The organism is Caulobacter sp. CCG-8, assembly GCF_037402475.1.
Taxonomy (GTDB): domain Bacteria; phylum Pseudomonadota; class Alphaproteobacteria; order Caulobacterales; family Caulobacteraceae; genus Caulobacter.
Map to the genome: position 1 here is coordinate 147,278 of NZ_JBBEUD010000009.1, position 20,040 is coordinate 167,317.

The following is a 20,040-nucleotide window of genomic DNA, read 5'->3' on the forward strand; positions in this document are numbered from 1 at the left end:
CGATGTCCGTGATCTCCAACCCGATCCTGAGGGGCTTCAATCCCGACCCGTCGATCATCCGCGTCGGCGAGGACTACTACGTCGCCACCTCGACCTTCGAATGGTTCCCGGGCGTCCAGATCCACCACTCGCGCGACCTGGTGAACTGGCGGCTGCTGAGCCGGCCCCTGATCCGGCCCAGCCAGCTGGACATGCTGGGCGCGCCCGACGGCTGCGGCGTCTGGGCCCCGTGCCTGACCCACGCCGACGGCAAGTTCTGGCTGATCTACACCGATGTGAAGCGCTACGGCCGCACCACGACCGGCGGCGCCTCGGGCGCGTCCCTGCGCGACTTCCACAACTACCTGGTCACCGCCGACGACATCGAGGGGCCGTGGTCCGACCCGGTGTTCCTCAACAGCAGCGGCTTCGACCCCTCGCTGTTCCACGACGACGACGGCCGCAAGTGGCTGCTGAACATGCTGTGGGACCACCGGCCGGGCCGCAACCGCTTCGCCGGCATCGTCGCCCAGGAATACGACGCCTTCGCCGCCAAGCTGGTGGGCGAACGCATCAACATCTTCCCCGGCACGCCGCTGGGCCTGACCGAGGCGCCGCACCTCTACAAGCGCGACGGCTGGTACCACCTGATCACCGCCGAGGGCGGCACGGGCTTCGGCCACGCGGTGACCATGGCCCGCTCGCGGACGCTGGAAGGTCCCTACGCGCTCCACCCCGACGGTCCGGTGCTGACCGCCCGCGACCGGCCGCACGCGACCCTGCAGCGGGCCGGCCACGCCGACCTCGTCGAGACGCCCGACGGCGAGACCTGGATGGCCTATCTGTGCGGCCGTCCGCTGCCCAATCGCGGCCGCTGCGTGCTGGGCCGCGAGACGGCGATCCAGCCGATGACCTGGGGCGAGGACGGCTGGCTGCGCACCCGCGACGGCTCGGGCGATCCCGAGCTGGACCCGCCGTCGCCCGGCTTGCCGCCCGCGCCGTGGCCCGCCGCCCCGGCCTGGGAGGACTTCGACGGTCCCGACCTGCCCCTGGACTTCCAGTGGCTGCGTTCGCCCTATCCCGACCAGCTGTTCAGCCTGACGGCCCGGCCCGGCTGGCTGCGCCTGTTCGGCCGCGAGAGCATCGGCAGCACCTTCCGCCAGGCCCTGGTCGCCCGCCGCCAGCAAGCGTTCTGCTACAGCGCCCGCACTGTGCTGGACTTCGCGCCCGCGCACTACCAGCAGGCGGCCGGGCTGGTCTGCTATTACGGAGCCAACAAATTCCACTACCTGTTCGTGTCGCGCGACGAGGAGAACGGGCGGCATCTGCAGGTGATGTCGGCCCTGCCCGACAGCCCCCAGGCTGACGCCTTCACGACCCCGATCCCGCTGCCCGACGCGGGGCTGGTCCACCTGCGGGTCGAGGTCGACTTCGAGCGCCTGCGCTTCGCGTGGAGCCTGGACGGCGAAGCCTGGACCTGGCTGCCCCAGGTGTTCGACGCCTCGATCCTGTCGGACGAGGCCACCGCGCCGGGCGCCCCCAACTTCACCGGCGCCTTCGTGGGCGTGGCTTGCCAGGACACCTCGGGCACGGCCCTGCCGGCCGACTTCGACGGGTTCGGCTATGTGGAGCGGGGGTACGAGGCGAAAATCCCTCTCTCATAGAGAGAGGGATTCAAGGTTGCCAATCCGCTCTGGACGTTCAACTAACGCCCCATGACCGCGCCCAAGCCCACCGTCCTCGTCGCCGCCGCCGCCCTGATCGATGTCGACGGCCGCGTGCTGATCTGCCGGCGCCCGCAGGGCAAGTCGCTGGCGGGGTTGTGGGAGTTTCCCGGCGGCAAGGTCGAGCCGGGCGAGACGCCCGAGCAGTGCCTCATCCGCGAGCTGCACGAGGAGCTGGACATCAAGGTCGCCCAGGCCTGCCTGGCGCCGTTCGTCTTCGCCTCGCACACCTACGAGACCTTCCACCTCTTGATGCCGCTATACCTGCTGCGGCGCTGGGACGGCATGGTCACGGCCAAGGAGCACGAGGCGCTGAAATGGGTGAAGCCGGACCAGCTGGCCGACTATCCGATGCCGCCGGCCGACCTGCCGTTGATCGCCTGGCTGCGCGACCTGCTGTGAAGCGTCCGCCTTATCCCTCTTATCCGCTCATCCCGGCGAATGCCGGGATGAGCGGATCAAGAAGGCGATCCAAAGCTGAGAAACTGCCCTAGCTCCCGGCCTTGTCGCCCGCCGGCTGCTCCACCGTGCCCAGCGCATCCGCCAGGCGCATCTTGGCCGAGCCGGGGCGCAGGGGCTTCTGCTGGCGCTCGTGCGGGGCCCAGCCGGTGACGGTGATGATCTCGAACGTGGCCGGCACCCGGCCGTCGGGCTCGGCGAAGCGCGCTTGATAGATTTCCATCGCCCGGAACAGCACCTTGCGGCTCAGGGGCTTGCGCGAGCGGTCGATCAGCACGCTGGTCTCGCCCATGGCCCGCAGGTCCTTGAGCAGGGCCAGCGGGTGGGCGTAGCGCACCTTGACCCGGTCCTTGTCGGCCACCGGCAGGGCGAAGCCGGCGCGCTGCAGCAGGCCCGCGGCGTCGACCGTGTCGGCGAACGGCGAGACGCGGGGGAAGGCTCCGCCGGTGATCTCGTCCTCGGCGGCCAGCAGGGCCTGGCGCAACTCGGTCAGGGTGGCCCCGCCGAACAGGGCGCCGACGAACAGCCCGTCGGGCTTGAGCGCGCGGCGGACCTGGATCAGGGCGCCGACCAGGTCGTTGGTCCAGTGCAGGGCCAGGGTCGAGACGGCCAGGTCCAGGGTCTCGTCGCCGAACGGCAGGCGTTCCTCGTCGGCGACGACCCGCGCGCCGCTGCGGCCCGCCAGCATCCGCTCCGACAGGTCGGTCTCGATCAGCAGGCCGACCTTGGCGCGGGCGTCGCTTTCGGCCAGGGCGCGCGAGAAAGCGCCGTTTCGGCTTCCCAGGTCGACCGCCACCGGAAACTCCCGCAGGATCGCTTCCAGGCGCAGCACGGCGTCCTCGGCGGCGCGGGCCTTCAGGAAGTCGGCGGCCTGGAAGCCGGGGGCGGCGCGGTCGAGACGGGCGCGCAGCAGGGCGCGGTCGAAGAGCAGGGGGGCGGCGGTCATGTCGGCGCAAGATGGGCCTTCTCGCGCTTCTTGGAAACCGCCTGCTGGCGTTACGGCGTTCGCTCGGGGGATGCTGGACCTGATCCTGCCGCCGCGCGCCTTCGACGGCGGGGCGGCCCTGACCTCGGGGCTGTCGGCGCAGGCGTGGAGCCGCATCACCTTCCTGGACGGTCCGGTCTGCGACGGCTGCGGCGCGGCCTTCGCCTTCGACGCCGGCGAGGTCCGCTGCGTCCTGTGCCAGACGAGACCCCGCGCCTTCGCCCGGGCGCGGGCCGCCTGCCTCTACGATGAGCACTCGCGCGACCTGATCCTCAAGCTCAAGCACGCCGACCGCACCGACCTGTCGGGCCTGTTCGCCCGCTGGCTGTCGCGCAGCGCCGCCGACCTTCTGGACGAGGCGCAGGCGGTGGTCCCCGTGCCCATGCACCCCTCGCGCCTGCTGAAACGCCGCTACAACCAGGCCGCCGAGATCGCCCGGCCGCTGTGCGCCATGACCGGCCGGACCTATCTGCCCGACGCCCTGGTGCGCCGGCGCGATACCGACAGCCAGGGCGGCAAGTCGGCCGACGGCCGCCGCCGCAATGTCGCCGCCGCCTTCGCCGTGCCCGAACGGCGCCGCCACCGGGTGATCGGCCGCCGGGTGCTGCTGGTCGACGACGTCCTGACCACCGGCGCCACGGCCGAGGGCTGCGCCCGGGCCCTGCTGGCGGCCGGCGCCACACAAGTGTCACTCGCCGTCGTCGCGCGCGTTACAGAAATGCAAGCGCGTCCTATATGAGGACGGAAACGACTTCTGTTACGGATTCCCCATGGCCAAGGTCACCATCTACACCCGTCCGTTCTGCGGCTACTGCTCGCGGGCCGTGAAGCTGCTCAACGACAAGGGCGCCGACTTCACAGAGATCGAAGCGGGCATGGATCCGGCGCTGCGCAAGGAGATGATGGACCGCTCGGGCCGCACCACCTTCCCGCAGATCTTCGTGGGCGAGCAGCACATCGGCGGCTGCGACGACATGATGGCCCTCGAGCGCGAGGGCAAGCTGGACGCGCTTCTGGCCGCATGACCCAGCTTCGAGTCGGCCTGATCCAGACCCGCACGCCCGCCACCCACGCGGCGGCGCTGGCCCATATCGCGCCCCTGGTGCGGGAGGCGGCGGCGCAGGACGCCCGGTTCATCCTGACGCCGGAATGCACCAACGTCCTGCAGAAGGACCGCACCAAGCTCCTGCCGACCCTGGTCTCGCTGGAGGACGACCTGGTGGTGCGCGGCCTGCGCGACCTGGCCCGCGAGCTCGGCGTCTGGATCGACGTCGGTTCGGCCCTGGTGCTGCGCGAGGACGGCAAGGCGGCGAACCGCCAGGCGGTGATCGACCCGACCGGCGCGATCGTGGCCACCTACGACAAGCTCCACATGTTCGACGTCGACCTGCCGACCGGCGAGACGGCGCGGGAGTCGGCGACCTACACCCCGGGCGACCGGGCGGCGGTGGTGGAGACGCCGCTGGCGAATTTCGGCCTGACCATCTGCTACGACATGCGCTTCCCGGCCCTGCACCGGGCCCTGGCGCTGGGCGGGGCCCAGGTCCTGACCGCGCCCGCCGCCTTCACCCGGCCCACGGGCGAGGCCCACTGGGACATCCTGCTGCGGGCCCGCGCCATCGAGACCGGTTCGTTCGTGATCGCCGCCGCCCAGGGCGGCTTCCACGAGGACGGCCGGGGCACCTGGGGCCGCTCGATCGCGGTCGGCCCCTGGGGCGAGGTGATCGGCAAACTTGACCACGACGAGCCGGGCGTGTTGATCGCCGACCTCGGCCTCGCGGCCGTCGACAAGGCCCGCGCGGCGATCCCGGCCCTCAAGAACGCCCGTACCTTCACGGGCCCGTAGTCCCTATATCTCTCCCATGATCAGGTACGCGCTCAGCTGCGATCACGACCACGCCTTCGAAGGCTGGTTCGGCTCGTCGTCCGACTATGACGACCAGGCCGCGCGCGGGCTGCTGGAATGCCCGCTGTGCGGGTCCAAGGGCGTGCGCAAGCAGATCATGGCCCCCGCCGTGGCCGGGACGAAGGCCCAGAAGTCCGCGCCCGCCGTCGATCCGAAGATGCGCGAGATGATGATGACCGCCATGGGCGAGGTCCGCCGCCAGGTCGAGGAGAACTTCGACTATGTGGGCGACCGCTTCGCCAAGGAGGCGCGCGACATCCACGAGGGCAAGTCCGAGGAGCGCGGCATCTACGGCGAGGCCTCGGCCAAGGAGGTCAAGGCCCTGGTCGAGGACGGCGTCAAGATCGCGCCCCTGCCGCCGGCCGCGCCGAAGAAGACCGAGGTCAACTAGGACCCGCTATGCCAGGCGGAACTTCGGCGGCGGCAGGCTCAGCCGGGTGTCGGCCACGGCCTCGCCGCGGAAGAACCGCACCAGCAGGCCCTGCACGTCGGGATGGGCCTCGAAGACGTTGTGGCCGGCGTTCTCCACGATCACCCGGGACTTATGCGTGAACTGGGCCGCCACCACGTCCTGTTCGGCCAGCGGCGTGCGGCCGTCCAGCGAGCCGGCGACCAGCAGGGCGGGGTGGTCGATGCGCAGCGACGCCCGGAAGCCTTCGCCCAGGTCGGCCCCCGGAACCGCGCCCAGCAGCTGCGGCATCGGGAAGTTCAGCGCCTCGCCCAGCACGGCGGCCTTCGCCTCGCGCCGGATCAGGGCCAGCCGACCCGGCGATATCCCCGACGCCAGGTCCGTGGCCTCGGGCATGCCGGTCACGCTCAGCAGGTCGGCCACGTCGCCCAGGAACGGCGCCAGCACATCGGTCCGTCCGGCGTCGAGGGCCAGGTACAGGCTCGGCAGCAGGGCCAGGGTGTTGGGATTGGCGATCAGACCACCCGCCAGCATCTGGACGCCGAAGCCGCCCATCGCGATCTCGCCCGGCGCGCCGTTCAGCGTGACCTTCGTCACGGCCGGCTGGGCCTCCAACCTGGCGTGCACGCGGCGCATCAGGGCGGGCAGGTCGGGGACCGCGGCGCGGACCGCCGGGTCGGCGTCCAGCAGGGCGTCCACCTGGCGCAGGAGGCCGTCGATCGCCGCTGGGCGCTTCACCGTCTGGTCCTGGCCCTCCAGGCTGGCCAGGGCCACGCGGTTGATCCGGTCGCCGTGCCGCTTGAGCGCGCTGAGGGCCAGGTGCGAGCCGTAGCTGATGCCCCAGAGGTCGACCTTCTCGGCCCCGAGGTGACGGCGCAGGTCGTCGATGTCGTCGGCGTTCTGGGCGGTGTTGTAGCCGGTCATGGCCACGCCGGCCTTGGTCCAGTCTAGCCAGGCCTCCTGGAACTCGGCGCGGAACCAGGCGGTCAGCCCGGCCTCCGTGAACACCGGCGGCGGCCGCGTCGAGGCCGGCCGCGCCGGGATGGCGTTCGACAGCCCCGTGCCCCGCTGGTCGAAGGCGATGACGTCGGCCACTTCGCGCAGGGCCATGAAGATCGGGAAGCGCGGTCCGGCCGCCGCGCCGGTCGCCGTGCCGCCGGGGCCGCCGGCCAGGTAGACGATCGGCGGGCCGGGCCTGGCCGCCGTCGAGGCGAAGCGGACATAGCTCAGGCGGATGCGGCGCGAGCGGGGATCTCGACGATCCTCGGGAACCTCGAAGAAGCCCCGCTCGGCGTCGACCTCCTGGCCGCTCCGGCTCTTGAAGCGGAACGGTCCCGCCTGGGGCTGACCGGAAGAGGGCTGCGCCGGGGCGAGCGTCGGAAGGGCGAGGCCGGCGGCGAAGCCCGAGGCGAGCAGGGCGCGGCGGTGAAGGGATGTGCTGTTCATGCCGCCGACAGAGCCGGGGCGGCGCCGATTTGTCCGGGGCGGTTCGGTCAACGGCGCGTCCCGGTCGGTGAACAGCCACGCATCTCGGCGAGCGGCGCCCTAGACTGACGCCATGTGGCGAACCCTTCTCCTCGCCGGCCTCCTGGCCGGTTTCGCGACCCTGGCCAGGGCTAACGATCTGCCGTGGCAGGCCTGTCGGGGCGTTCCGGGCGCCGACGGTCCGGTCCTGACCGATTGCCGTCCGCTGGGCGGCGCGATCGATCCCCAAGGTCGCGAGATCTGGCTCCGCGCAGCCCTGCCCGCGCCGACGGATACGCGTCCCCAGGCGTTCTACATCGCGGGCGTCGCCTCGTCCGAGGTCTGGCTGAACGGCCGAAGGCTCGGCGCCAACGGCCGTCCCGCCGCCGACGCCCGCGCCGAGGTCCCGGGGCGCTACCAGATCGCCATGCCGATCGCCGAGACCGCCTGGCGGCCGGGGGCGAACGTGGTCGTGATGCACATGTCGTCCTTCCGCGGCGGCCTGCGTTTCGATCGCCCGATCATGTCGGCGACGGTCGGGCCCTATCCCTATTCGGCCCACATTCCGCTGCTGGCGGTGACCTTCGCCGCGGCCGGCGCGCTGGTGGCCGCGGCGTTCGGCTTCGGCGTGATCCATGCCCTGCGTCGCACGGGGTCGAGTCTGGTCCTGGCCGCGATGGCGGCGGTCGCGGCCCTGCAAGCCGTCGTGGAGAGCCTTCGGGCGCTGGTCTCCTACGCCTATCCCCTGCACGCCTGGCGGATGAGCGCGATCTGGGCGCTGTCAGGCGCCTTCTCGATCATGCTGGTGGCCTACGCCGCAGGCCGCTTTCTGCCTGGGGCGCGTCGGCGGATGACCGTCCTGGGCGCGGTCGCCGTCGGCCTCACCGCCCTGGCGCCCGGCTTCGACCTCAAGACCGGACTGGCTTTGCTGATCGGCGTGATCCTGGCCGGGGTCGCCGCCGCGGTCGGGGTCCGCAAGCGCCTGCCCGGGGCGCGGCCGGCCCTGGCCTATCTGGCGCTGTTCCTGGTCCTGGCCGTCGGGTTTCCCGAGTGGCTGGTGGACCTGTCCTACTTCCTGCTCGCCGCCGGACTGGTCGTGCCGTTGCTGATGGCCGAGGTCGTTCGGCTGGGCCGCGACGATCGTGGGCGCGAGGCCGCGCTGACCCGCGCCGCCAGTCGTCCCGACCGGCTGACCGTGGCCTCTGCGCGCGGGGTCGAGCTGGTGCCGGTCGCCGAGATCCTGGCGGTGGTGGGGGCCGACGACTACGCCGAGCTGCGACTGGTCGGCGGACGCGACCTGCTGCACGCCGCGCGTCTCGACCAGCTGGAGGTCCAGCTGCCGCCGAGCTTCCTACGGGTTCATCGGTCGGTGATCGCCAATCTGGCCCAGGTCCAGCGGCTCGAACGGCAGAACGGCGGCGGCCGCCTTCACATGCGCGAGGGGCCGCCGCTGCCCGTCAGCCGATCCCGCCTGCAGGCCCTGCGCGAGGCCCTCGACGAGGCCGTCCTGCTGCGCGCCACGGGCTAGCCGACGCGCCGGACAGGCAAAAGGGGACGATTTCCCGTCCCCTTCGCCCGACCTGCCTTTGGCGGAGCCGCCCGGAGCCTGGCTAAAAGCCAGGCTCCATTAACAGCTTAGAGCATGGCGGACGCCGGAACCGGCATCCACTTTCGGCTGCCATGCTCTAGTAGTAGCGGTACTCGTAGTGGCAGTTCTTGTTCTTCGAGTTCTTCTTGGCGATCTGGTTGCCGGCGACCGCGCCGACCGCGCCGCCCAGCAGGGCGCCTTCGGTCTTGTTGCCGTGGCCCGCGACGACCGCGCCGAGCGTGCCGCCCGACAGGGCGCCGATCACCGTGCCCTTGTTACGGGCGCTCTTGGTGCTCTTGCAGACCCAGACCTTGTGGCGGGTCTGGGCTTCGGCCGCGGTGACCGCGACGGTGGACGCCGTGAAGCCGAGGGCGACGACGACGGCGAGGGTCTTGAGTTGGGCGCGCATGGCGAGCTCCGTTCTTGGTTTGTGATCCTTGAGCGCATTGAACGCCCAAGCTCGTATTGGGTTCGATCAGTGTCGGCTTTCCGACCTGAACCGGGGATGAAGCGGCTCCGACGCCTCCGTTCATCCCCGTTCCGACTTTAGCCCTGGACGCGATAGCGGCCGGCGCTGTCGGGGCAGACGCGGACATAGCGGGTCTCGACACGGCCGTTGTAGTCGGTGTCGGCCGGGGCCAGGCGGCAGCGGCGGCTGTAGTCGCTGTAGACGCTGCTGGAGCTGGCGCGATAGCGGCTGCTTTCGCGATAGGCGACGGTGTCGTTATAGGTCCAGTACTGGCCGTTGGCGTCGCAGCGGCCCTTGCTGGAGGCGTTGCCGATGCTGGCGCCGACGCCGGCCCCGACCAGGGCGCCCAGCACCGTGCCTTCCGGCTTGGCGTTGCGGGCGGCCAGGTTCGAGCCGGCCACAGCGCCGACCAGGGCCCCGATCACGCCGCCGGCGGTGGCGTTCTTCTTGGCGTCGCTCCGGCAGGGGGCGTTGTAGGAGACGTCGTCGCCATAGCTTCCCGCGTACGGCGCGCCGTAGCGCGTGGCGTAGTCGGGATAGCGGCGGTCATAGGCGCCCGAGCCGTAGCGGCGGTCGTAGTCGGCGCGGGCCCGCTCGTAGTCGGCCCGGTCGCGGTCGTACTGGGCGCGCTGGCTCAGATAGTCGCTGTTGCTGGTGGTGTAGGCCTGGCCGCTGACGCTGAAGCGCCGGGCCTGGTCGGGATAGCGCCGGTCATAGGCGCCGTAGCCGTTGCGACGGTCGTAGTCGCGGCGGGTGTCCTCATAGACCTGGCGATCGTGCTCGAACGCGGTCTGCTCGCGATAATAGTCCGAGCTGCTGTTGTAGCTGGGGCTATCGAAGCGGGTGGCGTATTCCGGATAACGACGGTCGTAGGCGCCGGCGCCGTAGCGGCGGTCGTAGTCGGCCTTGTCGCTAAGGTACTTGGAGCGGTCGCGGTCGTAGTCGCGCTGCTGCTCCCGATAGTCGGCGCTCTGGGCGTCGTAGACGGCGCGCTGGTCGCCGTAGGTCTCCAGGCGTTGGCGATAGGCCGCGTCGGCCGACTGGGCCAGTACAGGCGCGGCCGCGCTCAGGGCGACGGCCGAGGCCATCAGCCACACAGTGGTCTTGGAAGTCATGGTTGCTCTCCGTTCCGACGAACGGATCGACGCTCGGCCCCCGATTACGGCCGCCAATCCTTGTTGGGATGTCCCTGGCCAATAGAAGGCGCGGCGGCGGTACAGGTTCCGTCAGGCGCCGGAGCGGGCCTCAGTCCTTGGTCACCGTCATCATGTAGTTGATGTCGACGTCGGCCGAGCGGCTCCAGCGGCCGGTCAGCGGGTTGTAGGCCACGCCGAACGGGCCTTTGACGTCCACCGGCTCGCCGGCCAGGAAGGCACGCAGTTCGTCGGGTTTCAGGAACTGCTTCCAGTCGTGGGTGCCGGGCGGCACCCAGCGCAGCACGTACTCGGCGCCGATCTTGGCCAGGGCCAGGGCCTTCAGCGTGCGGTTCAGGGTGGCGACGATCATCAGGCCGCCGGGCTTGAGCAGCCGCGAGCAGGTGCGCAGGAATTCGCCCGGATCGGCCACGTGCTCGATGACCTCCATGGTCAGCACCACGTCGAACGGCCCCGCGCCCTCGGCCAGCAGCTGCTCGGCGGTGGCGGGACGGTAGCCGATCGCCAGCCCCTGCTCGGCGGCGTGGGCGGCGGCGGTCTTGATGTTGTTCTCCGAGGCGTCGACGGCCGTGACCGTGAAGCCCAGCCGCGCCATCGGCTCGCTGAGCAGGCCGCCGCCGCAGCCGATGTCCAGCAGGGTCAGGCCCTCGAACGGCGTGCGGGCGTTGCCGTCGCGGTCGAACCGTGCCAGCGCCTGCTCGCGGATGAAGCCCAGCCGGCAGGGGTTGAACACATGCAGCGGCGCGAACTTGCCGCGCGGGTCCCACCACTCCGCCGCGATGGCCGAGAACCGCGCCACGTCGGCGGGGTCGATGCTCCAGGAGGGGGCGTTTCCGGCGGAGGGGGGCGCGTCGGCGGACTGGCTCATGGTCCTCATTTAGCAACGACACGGCGAGCGGCACAGGGCGAGACGTCGCACCCGACGAAAAAGACACGTCCGCGACATTGCCGTTGCGCCGCTGCGCCGCTAGAAGACCGCGGCTTGCGCGAGCGGCGCGGTTCGTCCGCCCCCGGCGCAAGAATTGACCTTAGGTTTTTCAGGGGTAGGGCGTGTCACGTCTGGTGATGAAGTTCGGCGGCACCTCGGTGGCCGACCTGGAGCGCATCCGCCGGGTGGCGCGCCTGGTCGCGGCCGAAGTGGCCACGGGCAAGCAGGTGGCGGTGGTGGTCTCGGCCATGTCGGGCAAGACCAACGAACTGGTCGCCTGGACCGACGGCTCGGGCCGCGCGGCGCAAGGGCTGCCGGAGTCGGACGACGAGTACGACGCCGTCGTCGCCTCGGGCGAGCAGGTCACGGCCGGCCTGCTGGCCATGACCCTGCGCAACATGGGCCTGAACGCCCGCTCGTTCCTGGGCTGGCAGGTGCCGATCCTGACCGACGACGCCCACGGGCGCGCCCGCATCGAGGACATCCCGCCGGCCAATCTGGAGGCCTGTTTCGCGGCCGGCCAGATCGCCGTGATCGCCGGCTTCCAGGGCGTGACCCCCGACCAGCGCATCACCACCCTGGGCCGGGGCGGCTCGGACACCAGCGCCGTGGCCATCGCCGCCGCCCTGAAGGGCGACTGCGACATCTATACGGACGTCGACGGCGTCTACACGACCGACCCTCGGATCGAGAGCAAGGCCAAGCGCCTGGCCAAGATCTCCTACGAGGAAATGCTGGAAATGGCCTCGCTGGGGGCCAAGGTGCTGCAGACCCGCTCGGTCGAGATGGCCATGGCCCATCGCGTCCCGGTGCGGGTGCTGTCGAGTTTCGTCGAGCCGGGCGAAGCCCCGGGCCAAGGTACGATCGTCTGCGACGAGGAAGAAATCATGGAAAAGCGCATCGTCTCGGGCGTCGCCTATAGCCGCGACGAAGCCAAGATCACCCTGCTGGGCCTGCCCGACCATCCGGGCGTGTCGTCGCAGATCTTCGGCCGCCTGGCCGACGCCAACGTGAACGTCGATATGATCGTGCAGTCGCGCGCCCGCAGCGCCGACACCGCCAACATGGAGTTCACCGTCGGCAAGCGCGACGCCGTCCGCGCCGTCGAGATCGTCCGCGCCGCCCAGAAGGAGATCGGCTTCGAGGACGTGGCCGTGAACGAGGACGTGGCCAAGGTGTCGGTGATCGGCGTGGGCATGCGCTCGCACGCCGGCGTCGCCCAGTCGATGTTCCAGGCCCTGGCCGAGAAGAACATCAACATCCAGGTCATCTCGACCTCGGAGATCAAGATCTCGGTCCTGATCGACGCGGCCTACACCGAGTTGGCCGTGCGCGCGCTGCACGCGGCGTATGGGCTGGACCAGCTCTAGAGACCCCCCTCAGTCGCTGCGCGACAGCTCCCCCAGAGGGGGAGCATCTGTTCGGCGTAGATCCTCCCCCTCTGGGGGAGGTGGCCCGAAGGGCCGGAGGGGGCGTCCCTCGGCGTTAGCGAAATGTCGCCTTCTGACGTTATGACGTCAAAACGTCATCCTCCAGGAGCCTCCATGTCGGTCTTCCATTTCGATCCCGAGAAGAAGTCCGTCACCTTCGAGGGCGAGGCCGGGCTGGAGCTGCTGTACGACCTGCTGCTGCGGGCCAAGTTCGGCGACGGCTACGAGAAGCCCCTGCTGGTCAGTCCGTGGCTGGCGGCGCTGCTGCGCAAGCTGGACCGCGTCCTGCCCGACGACGGCCAGTGGTTCCCCGAACAGCCGGGCCGGCCGATCTTCGACGAGGACGACCTGCTGGCCATGGGCGACGCGGTCATCGAGGAAGGCCACACCGTCGGCTGGTGGACCATGACCGAGCCCGAGAAGCGCGCCTATTTGCGCGAGGTCATCGCCGCCCCACATCCCCTGACGGACGCCGAGGTGGCGTTCATCGAGCGCGACATCGAAGGCGCGGTCGAGCAGGCCAAGCAATTGGTCGAGGCCATCAGCGAGCCGCTGGCCCTGCCGGGGCACGGCTGACGGAACAGGGAAGGCGGCGGCGATGCACGATGGACTGAACGGCCGCCCCGCCCAGCTCTCCCTCCGCCGCTACGGCGCCGACGGCGACGCCCACGCCCACGACGACTTCGACCAGATCGTCCTGCCGCGCCGGGGCGTGCTGGAGATGGAGGTCGACGGCCGCGGCGGCCGGGTCCAGGCCGGCCAGGCGGTGCTGGTCCCGTGCGGGACCCGCCACGCCTTCGCCGCCGACGGCGACAACCTGTTCGTGGTGGCCGACATCGGCGCCGCCCTGATCGCCCCGTTCGAAGCCCTGCGCGAACGCACCTTCCTGCCGGTCAACGCCCCGGTGCGCGGGCTGCTGGACTTCGTCTGCGGTGACGCGGCGCGGCAGGTCGAGGACGAGGTGGCCGCCCTGTGGGCGCCGTTGCTGTTGCGGGCCCTGGCGGCCGGCGGGCCCGGACCCGACCCGCGCCTGGCTCGCGCCGCCGCCCTGATCGAGCGCGACTTCGCCCGCCCCCTGGCCGTCGCCGAGATGGCGGCCGAGGCGGGGATGAGCCAGAGCCGGTTCTTCGCCGGCTTCGCGGCGGCGTTCGGCCGCTCGCCGCACGGCCAGCTGGCCGACACCCGGCTGCGCGCCGCCCAGCGCCTGCTGACCGGGACCCGGCTGTCGATCGCCGAGATCGCCGTGCGCACCGGCCATGCCGACCAGAGCGCCCTGACCCGGGCGATGAAGGCGCGGCTGGGCGTGACCCCGGCGGCCTGGCGACGCGGCGCCTCCTAAATCCGCTCATCCCGGCATTCGCCGGGATGAGCGGAATCCAGGGAAATTTTGAACCCTCGATGTCGAAATCGCGCCCCCCGGCGCGACTTCTCTTCGAAGGCCCCGCCGGGGCCTCGCAACGAGGAGCCGCATGATGATCACGGTGAGTGCTTTCCGCTCGGTCCCGCCCTTCGCCAAGGGACTGGTCCGCGACCTTCGCGTCCGTTGGGCGCTGGAAGAGGCGGGAATTCCCTACGAAGCCCGCCTGCTGGACCAGGGCGAACAGGACAGCCCCGCCTACCGGGCGATCCAGCCGTTCGGCCAGGTGCCCTACATCCAGGACGGCGATTTCGTGATGTTCGAGAGCGGCGCCATCGTGCTGCACATCGCCGAGAAGTCGCCCGTCCTGTCGCCCTCCGATCCGGAGGCGCGGCTGCGGATGCACACCTGGCTGATCGCCGCCCTGAACTCGGTCGAGCCGGCCCTGCAGAACCTGTTCCTGATCGACATCCTCTTCACCGAGGAAGCCTGGGCCAAGGCGCGCCGGCCGGGGGCCGAGGCCTTCGCGATCCGGCGGCTGGAAGGCCTGGCCGCCTGGCTGAAGGGCCGCAAATACCTGGCCGACGAACGCTTCACCGCCGCCGACCTGATGATGACCACCGTGCTGCGCCTGGCGCGCGAGACCGATCTGGTCACCGGCAATCCCGTGCTGGACGCCTATGTCCGCCGCTGCGAGGCCCGTCCGGCCTTCCAGCGCGCCCTGGCGGCCCAGACGGCGCCGTTCGAGGCGGCGCTGGAGCCGGCCGAGTAGGACTTTTCGCCAAGGCTCCGGGAGGTTTCGCCAAGCTTCCCGGAGCCGGCTCTGCTACGTCGCGGGCATGACCCCGCGCCAGCGCCTTGTGATCGGACTCCTCTGCGGCCTCGTCGCCGGGGCGTTCTGGGGCGGGGTGTTCCTGGCCCCCAAGCTGCTGCACGCCTTCACCCCGCTGCAGATGACCGCCGGGCGCTATCTCTGCTACGGCCTGGCCTCGGCGGCCCTGCTGGTCTCCAGCGCCCGCTCGGTGCTGGCGCGGCTGACCCTGGCCGACTGGCGCGACCTGGCGGGCCTGAGTCTGCTGGGCAACATCGTCTACTATGTGGGCCTGGCGGTCGCGGTGCAGATCGCCGGCGTCGCCCCGGCCTCGCTGATCATCGGCCTGCTGCCGGTCACCATCACCCTGGTCGGCGCGAAACCCGGCGAAGGCGTGGCGCTCCGGAAGCTGGCCGCGCCGCTGCTGCTGGTCGCCGCCGGCGTGGTCTGCATCAACGTCGCCGCGTTCCAGACCACCGCCGGGATCGGTGTGGGCCGCCTGGTCCTGGGCCTGCTGGCGGCGGTCGGCGCCCTCGCCACGTGGACCGTCTACGCCGTCTGGAACGCCCGCCGCCTGGCCGCCACGCCCCGCTTCAACAGCCACGAGTGGTCGCTGCTGACCGGCGTGGTCACGGGTCTGCTCTCGCTGCTGCTGGTGATCCCGGCCTTCCTGGGCGCGGCCCCGCACGTTCCGGCCGACTGGATGCTGTTCTGGGGCGTCAGCCTGGCCGTGGCCCTGGGCGCCTCGGTGATCGGCAACGGCCTGTGGAACGCCGCCAGCCGCCTGCTGCCGCTGTCCCTGTCGGGCCAGCTGATCGTGTTCGAGACCCTGTTCGCCCTGGTCTACGGCTTCCTGCACGACGCCCGCTGGCCGCTGGCGCTGGAGGCCGCGGCGATCGTCCTGATGCTGGCCGGCGTGCTGTGGTCGGTGCACCTGCATCGACCTTCGGCGGAAGCCCATCCGGCGGAGTAGGGGGCTCGCCGCAAACATGACTGTAAGCTGAACATCGCCGTTCAGATCGGGTTCAAGGCCACTTTGCGACAAAGGCTCCAACAGCGCCGAACCGGACTTCCCCGGACATGACGCTTCGAATTGGAGCAAGTGCCATGAAGACCACCAAGTTCACGAAGATCGCCGTCGCCGCGGCCGTCACCGGCGCCCTGGTCCTGCCCGCCTCGGCCGCCTTCGCCGGCGACAAGAGCAACAAGACCGAACGCGCCATCATCGGCGCCCTGATCGGCGGCATCGCCGGCGCGGCGCTGTCGGACGGCGACAAGGGCGGCATCGCCATCGGCGCCGTCGCCGGGGCCGCCCTCGGCGCCTCGACCGGCGGCAACGACCGCGACCACCGCTACTCCAACAGCTATCGCGATCCGCGCTACGGCTACGGGTCCAGCTACAACAACGGCTACGGCTACAACAACGGCTACGGCCAGTCGGGCTACGGCTACGGCGCCGACCATCGCGACGACCGCTACAACACCGGCTACCGCTACAGCGGCGGCCAGTACGGGAACGGCTATTACGGCCAGCGCCGCTAACGGCCTTCCAGGCGAAACCACCGGCGCCGTCCCTTCGGGGGCGGCGCCTTTTTCGTGCGCGAACCACGATTTGACCGCGAGCGAACGCTGTGCGGAGCGCGAAATCTGCTATAGCCCGGCTGAGGACGATGCGGCTTCTTAACCTTCGACGCGTTCTGTCGGGACCAGCCGTATCGGACCAACGGGGAGTGCGCGCGCAGACATGGCGGCGTCCGGGATCGCTGTTCGGGGACCACGCAGCCTGCTTCGGCAGATTCGCGAGGCCATGGCCGGGGCGGGTCCCGCCCAGGGCAAGCTCGACATGGTGGTGCGCACCATCGCCATCTCGATGGTCGCCGAGGTTTGCTCGATCTACCTGCGCCGCGCCTCGGGCGACCTGGAGCTGTTCGCCACCGAGGGCCTGTCGCGCGACGCCGTCCACGTCACCCGGCTGAAGCCGGGCGAGGGCCTGGTCGGCGAGACCATGCGCCTGGGCCGGCCGCTGAACCTGTCGGACGCCGCCAGCCACCCGTCGTTCTCGTATCGGCCGGAAACCGGCGAAGACCCCTACCACGCCTTCCTGGCCGTGCCGCTGCTGCGCGGTGGTCGCGCGATCGGCGTGCTGGTGGTCCAGAACCGCACCGAGCGGATCTATGACGAGGAAGAGGTCGAGGACCTGCAGATCATCGCCATGGTGCTGGCCGAGATGGTCAGCTCCAGCGAGCTGCTGGGCCAGGGCGAGCTCAAGGACGTCGAGATCGCGCCGCACAAGCCCGAGCGGCTGAAGGGCGCGCGCTTCGCCGAGGGCCTGGCCTACGGCGTGGCCGTGCTGCACGAGCAGCCCGTGGCCCCCGAGCAGCTGCTGTCCGACGACGCCCTGGCCGAGGAGGCCCGGCTGAAATGGGCGGTCGAGGCGCTGCAGACCCAGATCGACGAGATGCTGGAAGGCCAGCACGGCCTGGTCGGCGCCAGCTACGAGGTGCTCGAGACCTACCGCCTGTTCGCCCACGACCGGGGCTGGAACCGGTCGCTGCAGGAAGCCGTGCGTTCGGGCCTGACCGCCGAAGCCGCGGTCGAGCGCGTGCGCTCCGAGCATCGCGCCCGCCTGGGCCAGGCCCGCGACCCCTATCTGCGCGAGCGCCTGCACGACCTGGAAGATCTGAACGACCGGCTGCTGCGCCACCTGTCGGGCGACGTCCATGCCGTGCGCGTGTTGCCCGAGGACGCGATCCTGATCGCCCGGAACCTCGGCCCCGCCGACCTGCTGGAATACGACCGCACCAAGCTGAAGGGCATCCTCCTGGAGGAGGGCTCGGCCGCCAGCCACGCCGGCATCGTGGCCCGGGCCCTGGACATCCCCTGCGTGGGCCGCCTGGCCGGCCTGCGCGACCGGGTCAGCGAGGGCGACCCCGTCGTGGTCGACGCCGAGACCGCCGAGGCCTGGCTGCGGCCGCGCGCCGACGTGATCAAGGCCCTGCAGGCCCGGATGGAGGTCCGCGCCCAGCGCAAGGCCGAGTTCGCCCGCATCCGGGAGACGCCGGCGGTCACCAAGGACGGCGGCAAGGTCACCCTCTTGATGAACGCCGGCCTGGCCGTCGACCTGGACATCCTGGGCGAGACGGGGGCCGAGGGCATCGGCCTGTTCCGCACCGAATTCCAGTTCATGGTCGCCGAGGAGATGCCGCGCCTCGAGGCCCAGACCAGCCTCTACGAGAAGGTCCTGGAAGCCGCGAACGGCATGCCCGTCACCTTCCGGACCCTGGACCTGGGCGGCGACAAGCTGCTGCCGTACATGGAGCTGGAGCGCGAGGACAATCCGGCCCTGGGCTGGCGCGCCGTGCGCATGGGCCTGGACCGGCCGGCCTTGCTTCGCATGCAGATCCGGGCCCTGATCAAGGCCGCGCGCGGCCGCGAGCTGCGGATCATGTTCCCGCTGGTGGCCAATGTGGACGAGTTCCGCGCCGCCCGCGCCTTCGTCGACCAGGAGGTCGCCTGGGCCCTGAAGCGCGGCCGGCCCGCGCCCCAGCGCCTGGACGTCGGGGCGATGATCGAGGCCCCCTCGCTGCTGTGGCATCTCGACGCGCTTTTGCCGATGACCGACTTCGTTTCGGTCGGCACCAACGACCTGATGCAGTATTTGTTCGCCGCCGATCGGGGCAATCCAAGGGTTTCGGACCGCTACGATCCGCTGTCCCCGGCGGCCCTGCGCGCGCTGAAGACCATCCAGCAGGCCTGCGCCGACACCGGCACGCCGGTCTCGGTCTGCGGCGAGATGGCGGGCAGGCCGCTGGAGGCTTTCGCCTTGCTGGCCTTGGGTTTCGACCGCTTGTCGATGCCGCCGGCCGGTATCGGACCGGTCAAGCAGATGGTGCTGTCGTGCGATCGCGAGGCCGCGCGGCGCAATGTCGAGGCGCTGCTGAAGACCTCGGCCGGGTCGCTCCGTGGCGAGATCGAAACCCTGGCGCGCAAGCTTTACGTCGCCGTTTAGACATGGCCTGGGTTAACCAAGCGCCGCCGTATAGTGTATTGAATCCGGCGACTTACTTTGATATCGACCATAAAGTATTAACAAATCCCGGCTAGGACGGGTGGGGTAAGTCGTCGGCTTCGTCTCTGAGGAGACTGAATTCTCCGGCGACGCGAATTTGGGGTCTCATGGCAGCCATGCCGCTGGATACGGGCAGGGTCTCGCACTTGCATCTGGTCGCCGACGGCGAGCGCGAAGACGCGCCGCTGGCCGAGCACCAGCCTTCGATCGATCACGGCGTCGACATCGGTTCGGCCCTGCGCGCGGCCCGCGAGTTCCGCGGCCTGACCCTGCAGGACGTCGCCGACGCCACCCGCATCCGTCTCAGCTATATCGAGGCGCTGGAAGACCTGCGCCTGGACGAGCTGCCCTCGCGCCCGTTCACGATCGGCTACGTGAAGTCCTACGCCAAGGTGCTGGGCCTGGACGGCGACGCGGCCGTGGCCCGCTTCAAGGTCGACGTGCCCGACGACAGCGAGCCGCTGCGCGCCCCGGTCGGCGTGCGCCACGAGCGCGACCCGCGCCTGGGCCTGATCCTGGCCCTGGGCGTGCTGATCGTGGCCGCCATCGTGCTGTGGAACGTGGCCCAGCGCGCCATCGCCAAGGACGCCCCGCCGGCCCAGGTGGCCCAGGAACACGCCGTCGCCGTGGCCAATGCGCCGCCCCCCGTTCCGGTCGATCCGAACGCCGCGCCGGGCTCGGTCCCGCTGGGCGCGCCGCTGCCGGCCCCGGTCGAATCGACCACGCCCGAGCCCTACAAGACCCCCGGCCTCGACGACGCCGCCGCCAACGGCGGCTCGGCCGACGCGGTGACCGCCGCCTCCAAGGTGCGCGCCGCCGAGGCGGCCAAGGCCGGCGTCGATCCGAACCAGGCGGTCAAGGTCGGAACGCCGTTCCGGGCCAAGGGCGCGGTCTACGGCGCGGCCCCGGCCGAGGCCTCGGGCCTGATCCTGCAGGCTCGCAAGCCGGCCTCGCTGAACGTGCACGACGCCAACGGCCAGATCTATTTCGCCCGCTGGATGGCGGCCGGCGAGGCGTTCCGCGCCCCGCGCAACGGCGGCCTGATCGCCGAGGTCTCCGACCCGCAGGCCTTCGAGGTCTATAACGGCGGCGCCCTGACCAGCCGCATGGGCGCCCCGGTCTCCGCCCTGGGCAAGCTGGTGGTGGCTCCTGCGGCGCCCGCTCCGGCGCCCGTGGCGGCGGCTCCGCAACCCAAGCCCGCCGTGGCTTCAGCGGCCAAGCCGCAGGGCTGAGAAGGGGACACACACTCGCCCTGGGCGTTGTGTGATCCTGGCGAGGTGGTGGGGGCGAGTGTGTGTCCCCCGTTTC

20 protein-coding genes are annotated in these 20,040 nt (G+C 70.8%); 15 read left to right on the plus strand and 5 right to left on the minus strand.

Features of this window, described 5'->3' with window-relative positions; genetic code table 11:
* The first annotated feature begins 2 nt into the window (after positions 1 to 2).
* Entirely contained in the window at positions 3 to 1,643 is a 1,641-nt protein-coding gene (locus WAE60_RS11080; RefSeq protein WP_337686428.1) for a glycoside hydrolase family 43 protein, read from the plus strand.
* A gap of 51 nt (positions 1,644 to 1,694) precedes the next feature.
* Positions 1,695 to 2,105 carry an 8-oxo-dGTP diphosphatase MutT gene (mutT, locus tag WAE60_RS11085; protein ID WP_337686430.1) on the plus strand — a complete coding sequence of 137 codons (411 nt, stop codon included), beginning with the start codon at positions 1,695 to 1,697 and terminating at the stop codon, positions 2,103 to 2,105.
* 88 nt (positions 2,106 to 2,193) lie between these two features.
* Here mutT and WAE60_RS11090 read toward each other — a convergent pair whose 3' ends face one another.
* Entirely contained in the window at positions 2,194 to 3,108 is a 915-nt protein-coding gene (locus tag WAE60_RS11090; protein WP_337686431.1) for a methyltransferase domain-containing protein, read from the minus strand.
* 70 nt (positions 3,109 to 3,178) lie between these two features.
* Between WAE60_RS11090 and WAE60_RS11095 the strand changes: the two genes are divergently transcribed.
* Genes WAE60_RS11095 through WAE60_RS11110 form a run of 4 tightly spaced genes read left to right on the plus strand, consistent with a single transcriptional unit; the run spans position 3,179 to position 5,444 of the window.
* Positions 3,179 to 3,886, plus strand: coding sequence for a ComF family protein (locus WAE60_RS11095; RefSeq protein WP_156035803.1), 708 nt, complete (start codon positions 3,179 to 3,181; stop codon positions 3,884 to 3,886).
* A gap of 31 nt (positions 3,887 to 3,917) precedes the next feature.
* Positions 3,918 to 4,172 (plus strand): glutaredoxin 3, encoded by a 255-nt coding sequence (gene grxC / locus WAE60_RS11100; protein ID WP_029914208.1) that lies wholly within the window; start codon positions 3,918 to 3,920, stop codon positions 4,170 to 4,172.
* Positions 4,169 to 4,993 carry a carbon-nitrogen hydrolase family protein gene (locus WAE60_RS11105; RefSeq protein WP_337686434.1) on the plus strand — a complete coding sequence of 275 codons (825 nt, stop codon included), beginning with the start codon at positions 4,169 to 4,171 and terminating at the stop codon, positions 4,991 to 4,993. Before grxC ends, WAE60_RS11105 begins: the two co-directional genes overlap by 4 nt.
* A gap of 16 nt (positions 4,994 to 5,009) precedes the next feature.
* Positions 5,010 to 5,444 carry a DUF1178 family protein gene (locus WAE60_RS11110; RefSeq protein WP_029914203.1) on the plus strand — a complete coding sequence of 145 codons (435 nt, stop codon included), beginning with the start codon at positions 5,010 to 5,012 and terminating at the stop codon, positions 5,442 to 5,444.
* 6 nt (positions 5,445 to 5,450) lie between these two features.
* Here the strand turns inward: WAE60_RS11110 and WAE60_RS11115 are convergent, their stop codons facing one another.
* The gene (locus WAE60_RS11115) at positions 5,451 to 6,908 is read right to left on the minus strand and encodes an alpha/beta fold hydrolase (RefSeq protein WP_337686438.1); all 1,458 of its coding nucleotides are present in this window, start codon (positions 6,906 to 6,908) and stop codon (positions 5,451 to 5,453) included.
* A gap of 112 nt (positions 6,909 to 7,020) precedes the next feature.
* On the opposite strand from WAE60_RS11115, the gene WAE60_RS11120 reads away from it, so the two are divergent.
* The gene (locus WAE60_RS11120; protein WP_337686440.1) at positions 7,021 to 8,454 is read left to right on the plus strand and encodes a LytTR family DNA-binding domain-containing protein; all 1,434 of its coding nucleotides are present in this window, start codon (positions 7,021 to 7,023) and stop codon (positions 8,452 to 8,454) included.
* Positions 8,455 to 8,611: 157 nt separating this feature from the next.
* Here WAE60_RS11120 and WAE60_RS11125 read toward each other — a convergent pair whose 3' ends face one another.
* The 3 genes from WAE60_RS11125 to ubiG all read right to left on the minus strand — a co-directional run bounded on the left by WAE60_RS11125 (position 8,612) and on the right by ubiG (position 11,005).
* A complete protein-coding gene (locus tag WAE60_RS11125; RefSeq protein ID WP_029914197.1) occupies positions 8,612 to 8,923 on the minus strand; it encodes a glycine zipper 2TM domain-containing protein in 312 nt (103 codons plus the stop codon).
* 137 nt (positions 8,924 to 9,060) lie between these two features.
* A complete protein-coding gene (locus tag WAE60_RS11130) occupies positions 9,061 to 10,098 on the minus strand; it encodes a glycine zipper 2TM domain-containing protein (protein ID WP_337686442.1) in 1,038 nt (345 codons plus the stop codon).
* Between the two features lie 130 nt (positions 10,099 to 10,228).
* Complete coding sequence (ubiG, locus tag WAE60_RS11135) at positions 10,229 to 11,005, minus strand: bifunctional 2-polyprenyl-6-hydroxyphenol methylase/3-demethylubiquinol 3-O-methyltransferase UbiG (protein ID WP_029914194.1); 777 nt, start codon at positions 11,003 to 11,005, stop codon at positions 10,229 to 10,231.
* 182 nt (positions 11,006 to 11,187) lie between these two features.
* Between ubiG and WAE60_RS11140 the strand changes: the two genes are divergently transcribed.
* From WAE60_RS11140 to WAE60_RS11175, 8 genes are all read left to right on the plus strand, one after another.
* Entirely contained in the window at positions 11,188 to 12,435 is a 1,248-nt protein-coding gene (locus WAE60_RS11140; protein ID WP_029914192.1) for an aspartate kinase, read from the plus strand.
* A 174-nt stretch (positions 12,436 to 12,609) separates the two neighbouring features.
* Complete coding sequence (locus WAE60_RS11145; RefSeq protein WP_029914190.1) at positions 12,610 to 13,071, plus strand: hypothetical protein; 462 nt, start codon at positions 12,610 to 12,612, stop codon at positions 13,069 to 13,071.
* A gap of 22 nt (positions 13,072 to 13,093) precedes the next feature.
* Positions 13,094 to 13,834, plus strand: coding sequence for an AraC family transcriptional regulator (locus tag WAE60_RS11150; RefSeq protein WP_029914188.1), 741 nt, complete (start codon positions 13,094 to 13,096; stop codon positions 13,832 to 13,834).
* 130 nt (positions 13,835 to 13,964) lie between these two features.
* Entirely contained in the window at positions 13,965 to 14,624 is a 660-nt protein-coding gene (locus WAE60_RS11155) for a glutathione S-transferase family protein (RefSeq protein ID WP_337686447.1), read from the plus strand.
* A gap of 67 nt (positions 14,625 to 14,691) precedes the next feature.
* Positions 14,692 to 15,636, plus strand: coding sequence for a DMT family transporter (locus tag WAE60_RS11160; RefSeq protein WP_337686448.1), 945 nt, complete (start codon positions 14,692 to 14,694; stop codon positions 15,634 to 15,636).
* 134 nt (positions 15,637 to 15,770) lie between these two features.
* On the plus strand, positions 15,771 to 16,205 hold the full coding sequence (locus WAE60_RS11165; protein WP_337686449.1) for a glycine zipper 2TM domain-containing protein: 435 nt from the start codon (positions 15,771 to 15,773) through the stop codon (positions 16,203 to 16,205).
* 202 nt (positions 16,206 to 16,407) lie between these two features.
* Positions 16,408 to 18,672 (plus strand): phosphoenolpyruvate--protein phosphotransferase, encoded by a 2,265-nt coding sequence (ptsP, locus tag WAE60_RS11170; RefSeq protein ID WP_029914180.1) that lies wholly within the window; start codon positions 16,408 to 16,410, stop codon positions 18,670 to 18,672.
* A 176-nt stretch (positions 18,673 to 18,848) separates the two neighbouring features.
* Positions 18,849 to 19,964: a helix-turn-helix domain-containing protein gene (locus WAE60_RS11175; RefSeq protein ID WP_337686450.1), complete on the plus strand. Its 1,116-nt coding sequence runs from the start codon at positions 18,849 to 18,851 to the stop codon at positions 19,962 to 19,964.
* The last annotated feature ends 76 nt before the right edge of the window (positions 19,965 to 20,040 follow it).